The sequence below is a fragment of the Streptomyces sp. MnatMP-M17 genome (assembly GCF_900091995.1).
GTDB lineage: Bacteria > Actinomycetota > Actinomycetes > Streptomycetales > Streptomycetaceae > Streptomyces.
Genome location: NZ_FMDK01000348.1, coordinates 1 through 8,202 on the forward strand (window position 1 = coordinate 1; position 8,202 = coordinate 8,202).

The 8,202-nt window shown below is 67.1% G+C and carries 7 protein-coding genes; 4 read left to right on the forward strand and 3 right to left on the reverse strand.

Annotation, left to right across the window (positions count from 1 at the left end; translation table 11 throughout):
• Window positions 1–72: 72 nt before the first annotated feature.
• From mctP to GA0115259_RS16290, 3 genes are all read right to left on the reverse strand, one after another.
• The gene (gene mctP / locus GA0115259_RS16280) at window positions 73–1,710 is read right to left on the reverse strand and encodes a monocarboxylate uptake permease MctP (protein WP_093597054.1); all 1,638 of its coding nucleotides are present in this window, start codon (window positions 1,708–1,710) and stop codon (window positions 73–75) included.
• Entirely contained in the window at window positions 1,707–2,000 is a 294-nt protein-coding gene (locus GA0115259_RS16285; protein WP_093597057.1) for a DUF3311 domain-containing protein, read from the reverse strand. The genes mctP and GA0115259_RS16285 overlap by 4 nt, the downstream gene beginning before the upstream one ends.
• A 176-nt stretch (window positions 2,001–2,176) precedes the next feature.
• On the reverse strand, window positions 2,177–2,947 hold the full coding sequence (locus tag GA0115259_RS16290) for a GntR family transcriptional regulator (RefSeq protein WP_066950041.1): 771 nt from the start codon (window positions 2,945–2,947) through the stop codon (window positions 2,177–2,179).
• 289 nt (window positions 2,948–3,236) lie between these two features.
• On the opposite strand from GA0115259_RS16290, the gene GA0115259_RS16295 reads away from it, so the two are divergent.
• The 4 genes from GA0115259_RS16295 (at window position 3,237) to GA0115259_RS16310 (ending at window position 8,130) form a co-directional block, all read left to right on the forward strand.
• On the forward strand, window positions 3,237–4,535 hold the full coding sequence (locus GA0115259_RS16295) for a sugar ABC transporter substrate-binding protein (protein WP_093597060.1): 1,299 nt from the start codon (window positions 3,237–3,239) through the stop codon (window positions 4,533–4,535).
• 151 nt (window positions 4,536–4,686) lie between these two features.
• Window positions 4,687–5,685: a carbohydrate ABC transporter permease gene (locus GA0115259_RS16300; protein WP_176732567.1), complete on the forward strand. Its 999-nt coding sequence runs from the start codon at window positions 4,687–4,689 to the stop codon at window positions 5,683–5,685.
• Window positions 5,682–6,587, forward strand: coding sequence for a carbohydrate ABC transporter permease (locus GA0115259_RS16305; RefSeq protein WP_093597066.1), 906 nt, complete (start codon window positions 5,682–5,684; stop codon window positions 6,585–6,587). The genes GA0115259_RS16300 and GA0115259_RS16305 overlap by 4 nt, the downstream gene beginning before the upstream one ends.
• 7 nt (window positions 6,588–6,594) lie before the next feature.
• Window positions 6,595–8,130 carry a glycoside hydrolase family 3 protein gene (locus GA0115259_RS16310; protein ID WP_093597069.1) on the forward strand — a complete coding sequence of 512 codons (1,536 nt, stop codon included), beginning with the start codon at window positions 6,595–6,597 and terminating at the stop codon, window positions 8,128–8,130.
• Window positions 8,131–8,202: the final 72 nt, after the last annotated feature.

Sequence of the window (8,202 nt, forward strand, 5' to 3'; positions counted from 1 at the left end):
GGCCGGAGCGGCCCGTCCGCGCCCCGTCTGCGGCCCGGCCGTGAGCTGGCCGCGACCTGGCCGCGGGAAGAGTCAGCGCACGGGATCCGGGTCGCCCGCCGTCGGCTTCGCCGGTTCCACCCGTACGTCCGGGTCGCCCGCGTCCGCCGTGTAGTCGGACGGGCTGGTCTCGTCCACGCCCTCGGGCGCCTTGAGCGCCCGCATGACGAAGGTCAGCACCACCGTCACCACCACATTCAGCACAAACGCGGTGAGACCGATGTAGCCGATCTCGCCGAGTCCCGGGATCTCCGCCGACGAACCGCCGAAGTGCTTCTGCGTGGGGCTCGCGACGCCGTACGCCGCCGCCGTCCCGTACACCATGCCGACGCCCCAGCCCACGAGCAGCGCCCAGCGGTGGAACCAGCGGGTGAAGAGCCCGCCGACCAGCGCCGGCATCGTCTGGAGGATCCAGATCCCGCCCAGGAGCTGGAAGTTGATCGCCACCGTCTTGTCCATGGAGAGGACGAAGACCAGCGCGCCCACCTTCACCAGCAGCGAGACGATCTTCGAGACCTTGGTCTCCTGGGCCGGTGTCGCGTCCGGCTTGATGAAGTCCTTGTAGATGTTGCGCGTGAAGAGATTGGCCGCCGCGATGGACATGATCGCGGCCGGCACCAGCGCGCCGATACCGATGGCCGCGAAGGCCACGCCCGCGAACCAGTCGGGGAACATGGTCTCGAAGAGCTGCGGGATCGCGAGCTGTCCGTTGTCGACCTTGATCCCGGCGGCGATCGCCATGAAGCCGAGCAGCGCCAGCAGACCCAGCATCAGCGAATACAGCGGCAGAATCGTGGTGTTGCGGCGGATCACATCGCGGCTCCTGCTGGAGAGCGTCGCCGTGATGGAGTGCGGATACATGAAGAGCGCGAGCGCGGAACCGAGCGCCAGCGTGGCGTAGCCCCACTGCCCGGCGTCGCCCGGTACGAGCGCGCCGCGCGGCTGGCCGGTCGCCTCGTTGGGCTGGGCGAACGCCTCGCCCGCCTTGGCGAAGATGTCGTCGAAGCCGCCCAGCTTGATCGGGATGTAGATGATCGCCACCACGATCACCAGATAGATCAGTGTGTCCTTGACGAAGGCGATCAGCGCGGGCGCGCGCAGTCCGGACGAGTAGGTGTACGCGGCGAGCACACCGAAGGCGATGAGCAGCGGGAGGTCCTTGACGAACCAGTGGGTGCCCTCACCGCCGCCGACGCCCATCACATCCAGCACTGCCTGGATACCCACGAGTTGGAGCGCGATATACGGCATGGTGGCGAGGATGCCGGTGACGGCGACCGCCAGCGAGAGGCCCTTGGAACCGAAGCGTCCCCGGACGAAGTCCGAGGTGGTGACGTATCCGTGCTTGTGCGACACCGACCAGAGCCGCGGCAGGAAGGTGAAGATCAGCGGATAGATGAGAATGGTGTACGGCACGGCGAAGAAGCCGGCCGCGCCCGCCGCGTAGATCGCCGCAGGGACGGCCACGAAGGTGTACGCCGTATAGAGGTCGCCGCCGAGCAGGAACCAGGTGACCCAGGTGCCGAACGACCGGCCGCCGAGGCCCCATTCGTCCAGGCTGTGCTCGTTCTCGGCCTTGCGCCAGCGGGTGGCGAGGAAGCCCATGACCGTGACGGCCAGGAAGAAGAAGATGAAGACGGTGAGCGCAACACCGTTCACGCCGTCGGTCATCGCGACGCACCTCCCTTGCGAGCGCTTCCGGCGCCGCGGGCGCGCTGGTCACGCTGCCAGAGCTGGTAGGCGATCATGGTCAGCACCGTCGAGATCAGCACCCAGGCCATCTGGTACCAGTAGAAGAACGGGATGCCGATGAAGGCCGGATCGGTCTTCGCGTAGGAGCCCACCCAGAGCAGGGCCACGAAGGGCGCGAGGAGACAGAGCGCTATCACCACCCGTAAGGGAGTGACCGTCGGGGCCGGAGGTCGTGTCGTGGGCGGCTTCTCTTCCTGGACTTCTGACACAGCGGATCTGTCCCCTCACTGATCGCCATTGACGAGTGCGCAGGAAATCTACGGCAAGGGCATCAGCCCGGGGTAGATCCGGATGCGAAGGACCGGTGGTCGTACGCGAAGGAAACACGGAGGAACCGGGCCCGGGGGCCCGGTTCCTCACCGTACGTCCGGTCGTGCACCGCTTCTCAGCGCGCCGGGCGCTTCAGCCGTGCCACGAACTTGTAGCGGTCGCCGCGGTAGACCGAGCGCACCCACTCCACCGGCTCACCGGCGGCGTCCAGCGAGTGCCGCGAGAGCATCAGCATCGGCAGACCGACATCCGTGCCGAGCAGCCCGGCCTCGCGCGGAGTGGCCAGCGAGGTCTCGATCGTCTCCTCGGCCTCGGCGAGATGGACGTCGTACACCTCGGCCAACGCCGTGTAGAGAGAGGTGTACTTGACGAGTGAGCGGCGCAGGGCGGGGAAGCGCTTGGCCGACAGATGCGTGGTCTCGATGGCCATCGGCTCACCGCTGGCCAGCCGCAGCCGCTCGATACGCAGGACGCGTCCGCCCGTGGTGATGTCGAGCAGTCCGGCCAGCGTGTCATCGGCGGTGACATAGCCGATGTCCAGCAGCTGGGATGTCGGCTCCAGGCCCTGGGCCCGCATGTCCTCGGTGTACGAGGTGAGCTGGAGGGCCTGGGAGACCTTGGGCTTGGCGACAAAGGTGCCCTTGCCCTGGATCCGTTCGAGCCTGCCCTCGACCACGAGTTCCTGGAGCGCCTGGCGCACGGTGGTGCGTGAGGTGTCGAACTCGGCGGCGAGCGTGCGCTCCGGAGGCACCGGCGTGCCGGGCGGAAGAGTTTCCGTCATATCGAGCAAGTGCCGCTTCAGGCGGTAATACTTAGGCACGCGTGCCGTACGGGTGGGGACTCCGTTGTCGGTCTCCGTGACGTTCCCGCCCCCGTCCGCGGCCATGGCCTGCCTTCCCGACTCCTGCGCTGCTGCCGTCACCGGCTCCTCCGTCTGTCGCGGCTCACATGGTGGCACGGTCCGGCCACGGGTCGTCGCCCTCCCTCAGGTGTCGGTCCGATAACGGACACGACTGCCCTTCTTATACACCCTTGACACCCCTAAAGGTCTAGGCCAAGCTCCCCGTACTGGTCTAAACCATTAAAGACCAGGTCCCAGCCCCAGCAGTACTCGTCGTAAGTCTTTGCGGTCTTCGCGGTGGGCAGGGGTTGCAGGCATCCCTGAGGAGGGTGGCGTGAAGCGCAAGCTCATCGCGACGGTCGGCGTCGCAGGCATGATGGTCGGTATGGCCGCGTGTGGCTCGGACGACAGCACGGCGTCGAAGGATCCCAAGGACCGTAAGGAGACGCTGACCGTCTGGCTCATGTCGGACGCGCAGAGCACCTGGCCGGAGCTGGTCAAGGACGTCAACGACCAGTTCAAGGCGAAGTACCCGAATGTCACGGTCAAGGTCCAGTACCAGCAGTGGGCGGACAAGGCCAAGAAGCTCGACGCCGCGCTCGCGGGCGACAAGTTCCCGGACGTCGTCGAGCTGGGCAACACCGAGACGATGACGTACATCCTCAACGGCGCTCTCGGTGAGATCGACCCGGCGAAGTACGAGAACTCGGACACCTGGATCAAGGGTCTGAAGGACACCTGCACCTTCGAGGGCAAGCAGTTCTGTGTCCCTTACTACGCGGGCGCCCGTGTGGCGATCTACAACAAGGACATGTTCAAGGCCGCCACCGGCTCGGACGTGCTGCCCACCACCGAGGCGGACCTGACCAAGGCCCTCGACAAGGTCGGCGCCAAGTACGGCAAGGACAAGGCGTTCTCGCCGCTCTATCTGCCGGGCCGTTACTGGTACGCGGCGATGTCGTACGTCGCGGCGTACGGCGGCAAGGTGGCCACGTACGACGAGAGCGCGAAGGAGTGGAAGGCCAGCCTCTCCACGCCCGAGGCCCAGAAGGGCATCCAGCACTTCGTCGACCTGGTGAACAAGTACAACAACGGCGACAAGACCAAGGACGAGGCGGACCACGCCAACGTCATGGCCAACGAGAAGACCGCGCTTCTCTACGGCAACGGCTGGGAGGCCGGCAGCGTCGTGGACCCGGCGGCGAACGGCAACCCGAAGCTGAAGGACAAGATCGGTACGGCCGGTATGCCCGGTCCCGACGGCAAGGCCCTGCCGTCCTTCATCGGCGGCTCCGACCTCGCGACCATATCCAAGTCCAAGGTCCTGGACCTCGGTGAGGAGTGGATCGCGGCCTTCACCAGCGCCAAGTCGCAGGAGGTCCTGGCCTCCAAGAACATCCTGCCCAACAACACCAAGCAGCTTGAGCCGCTGAAGGCGAAGCCGGAGACCGCACCGATCGCCAACGCCGTTCCGGACGCGTGGTTCACGCCGATCGCCCCGGGCTGGACGGCCATCGAGAAGAAGGAAACGCTCGAGGTCATGCTGCTCGACATCATCAAGGGCAAGTCGGTAGCGGAGGCCACGAAGGCGGCCGACGCGGAGATCGACCAGCTGATCAACGAAGAGTCCTGATCCCGGACTTCCCGAGTCCGAACTCTCCGGAACACCGGACCGGTTGAGGCTGGACTCAGTTGATCGTTGATCGCCTACGGGGGGTGGCGGGCCCGAAAGGGTTCGTCGCCCCCCGTCCTCCGGTACCAGGTCCGAACGGAAGGCAAGCACAGTGAGTGCCGCCGACATGAAAGCAGCCGATCCGCCGGTAACCGTAGCGCGGGTCACCGAAGGCAGCGGCGCTCAGCCGCCCCAGAGCGCGCCGCGCAGAACGCGCCGCAAGGCGGGCGCGCTGCTGCCGTACCTTCTGATAGCACCCGCGTTCGTCGCGATCGCCGCCGTCTTCGCCTGGCCGCTGGTCAAGACGGTCATCATGTCCTTCCAGGATGTCGGCCGGCGCGAACTGTGGACCGGGGAGGCCGCTCCCTGGGTGGGCTTCGAGCAGTTCACCAATATCCTCGGCGACGGCGAGTTCTGGGCCGTCGTCTGGCGGACCGTCATCTTCATGGTCGTCTGTGTGCTGGCCACCATGGTCATCGGCCTCGGTATCGCCATGCTGATGCAGCGCATGGACACCTGGGTACGGCTGCTCCTCACCGCCGCGCTGATCGCCGCCTGGTCGATGCCACTGCTGGTGACGACCTCCATCTTCCGCTGGTTCGCCGACTCCGACTACGGCGTACTGAACATGGTGCTCACCAAGTACCTCGGAGTGGACGCCCAGGGCCACAACTGGTTCCTCAACCCGGTACAAGGATTTGTGATCATCGGCGCGGTCGTCGTCTGGGGCGCCATCCCGTTCGTCGCCGTCACGCTCTACGCGGCGCTGACCCAGGTCCCCAAGGAGCTGGAGGAGGCGGCGGCGCTCGACGGAGCCGGTGTGGCGGGAGTCTTCCGCTATGTCACCTGGCCGGTCATCAAGCCGGTATTCCAGATGGTGGGCACCTTGTCCGTACTGTGGGACTTCAATGTCTTCGGCCAGATCTTCCTGATCCGCGGCAACAAGCCGGAGCCGGAGTACACGGTCCTCGGCATCTACTCGTTCGAGAAGGCATTCGAGTCCAACTCGTTCAGCCAGGGCGCGGCCATCTCCCTGATCACGGTCCTGCTGCTCTCCGGCGTCGCTGTGTACTACCTGCGCCAGCTGCTCAAGATCGGAGAGGTCGAATGAGCGCCTCCACCACCCAGGTCACCGCAAAGGCCGGCTCGCAGGCCCGCCCGCAGGACCGGACCCAGGTCCTGCGCCCGGACCGCAAGAAGAACCGGCTCGGCTACAACATCGTCGGTCTGGCCGTCTTCGTCGTCATGGCCTTCCCGGTCTACTGGCTGATCATCAGCTCGCTGCGGCCCAACCATGAGATCCGCAGCTACGACCAGACTCTCTGGCCCTCGTCGCTCACCCTCGACAACTTCCAGCGGGCGGTGAACCAGCCGAACTTCGCCACCGCCATCCAGTCCAGCCTGATCATCTGCGGTGTCGCGGTCCTCGGCGGCATGCTGCTCGCCACCATCGCCGCCTTCTCCATCGCCCGGTTCCGGTTCCGCGGCCGTAAGTTCTTCATGATCGTGCTGCTGACCGTCCAGCTCGTACCGCCGACGGCCATGCTGATCCCTCTTTACATCCAGCTCAACGATCTGGGCGGGCTGAACGAGTACTGGGGCGTCATCGTCGTCTATCTCGTCACGACACTGCCCTTCGCGACCTGGATGATCCGCGGCTTCGTCATCAATATCCCGCCGGAGCTGGAGGAGTCCGCGATGGTGGACGGATGCAGCCGGACCGGCGCCTTCTGGCGGGTGACATTCCCGCTGCTCGCGCCCGGTCTCGCCGCCGCGGCGATCTTCTCCCTGATCACGGCGTGGAACGAGTACCTGCTCGCCTATGTCGTCCTCCAGGACAACGAGAAGTACACGCTCAACGTGTGGCTGATGAACTTCACCACCTCACGCGGTGTCGACTACGGAGCCCTGATGGCCGCCTCGACGCTGATCGCCATTCCGGTCGTGGCCTTCTTCCTGCTCGTGCAGAAGTACATGGCGACCGGCCTCACTTCCGGCGCAGTGAAGGGTTGATCCGCCGATGACCACACTCGTGAGCGGTGCGGACACCCTCACCCGCGACGCCCTCGCCGTCCTCCAGCCCGGTTTCCTCGGCACCACCGCTCCGGCATGGCTGCTGCGGCACATCGGCGAGGGCCTCACCTCCGTCGGTCTCTTCGGCCGCAACATCTCCTCGCCGGACCAGCTCGCCGCGCTCACCGCGCAGCTCCGGGCGGTACGGGACGACGTCCTCGTCGCGATCGACGAGGAGGGCGGCGATGTCACCCGGCTGGAGGTCAGGCACGGCTCCTCCTTCCCGGGCAACCACGCACTCGGCGCGGTGGACGACACCGGGCTGACCCGGGCCGTCGCCCAGGAGCTGGGCCGCAGGCTCGCCGAATGCGGAGTCAATCTCAACTGGGCTCCTTCCGCGGACGTCAACTCCAACCGTGACAATCCGGTGATCGGTGTACGGTCCTTCGGCGCCGATCCGGCGCTGGTGGCCCGGCACACCGCCGCGTATGTCGAGGGCCTCCAGAGCGCCGGCGTCGCCGCCTGTACCAAGCACTTCCCCGGCCATGGCGACACCGCCGTCGACTCGCACCACGCGATGCCGCGTATCGATGTGGACCTGGACACAGTGCACGCCCGTGACCTGCTGCCTTTCCGGGCGGCGATCGCCGCGGGTTCCAAATGCGTCATGAGCGCGCATATCCTGCTTCCCGCGCTCGACCCGAACCGCCCGGCGACTCTCAGCCCGCAGATCCTCACCGGACTGCTGCGCGAGGAGCTGGGCTTCGAGGGCCTGATCGTCACCGACGGCATGGAGATGCAGGCCATCGCCGCGACGTACGGAATCGGGCGCGGCTCTGTCCTCGCGATCGCCGCGGGCGCCGACGCCATCTGTGTCGGCGGCGGCCTGGCGGACGAGGACACCGTACTGCGGCTGCGCGACGCCCTGGTCGCGGCGGTACGGAGCGGTGAGCTGCCCGAGGAGCGACTGGCCGACGCTGCCGCGCGTGTGCGCGGTCTCGCCGACTGGACACTGCGGGCCAGGGGGGCTCGGGGGGCTTCGGAGCCGGGCGCGGATTCACAGGAGGGGACCGCGCCCGGCACCGCGATCGGTCTGGTGGCGGCCCGGCGCGCGCTGCGGGTGACCGGGACGGCGAAGCCGCTCGACACGGCGCCGTTCGTCGCGGCCTTCACTCCCGTCGCGAACATCGCCGTCGGGGACGAGACGCCGTGGGGTGTCGCGGCGGAGCTGGGACGGCTGCTTCCCGGTACGGAGACGGTCTCGTACAGCGGCGCCGGTATCGCGGGCACGGGCACGGACGCGCTGGTCGCGCGGGTGCTCGCGGCGGCGGGCGACCGTACGGTCGTCGCCGTCGTACGCGATGTCCACCGGCACGCCTGGATGGCGGACGCCCTGGACGCCCTGCTCGCCGCCCGTCCCGAGACGGTCGTGGTGGAGATGGGCCTGAACGAGGCGGAGCCCAGAGGAGCCCTGCATATCGCGACGTACGGTGCCGCGCGGGTGTGCGGACAGGCCGCCGCGGAGGTCATCGCGGGACGCTAGGGTCTTTCGTTGGGATCAGGCTGGGTGAGGGAGCGGGGTCTGGTGCCGTGGATCGCAAGGCGGAGGAGGGAG

What these genes read in the sequence shown, in the direction of transcription:
- mctP (WP_093597054.1), bottom strand. Translation starts at nt 1,710, where the DNA reads ATGACCGACGGCGTGAACGGTGTTGCGCTCACCGTCTTCATCTTCTTC.
- GA0115259_RS16290 (WP_066950041.1), bottom strand. Translation starts at nt 2,947, where the DNA reads ATGGCCGCGGACGGGGGCGGGAACGTCACGGAGACCGACAACGGAGTC.
- GA0115259_RS16305 (WP_093597066.1), top strand. Translation starts at nt 5,682, where the DNA reads ATGAGCGCCTCCACCACCCAGGTCACCGCAAAGGCCGGCTCGCAGGCC.
- GA0115259_RS16310 (WP_093597069.1), top strand. Translation starts at nt 6,595, where the DNA reads ATGACCACACTCGTGAGCGGTGCGGACACCCTCACCCGCGACGCCCTC.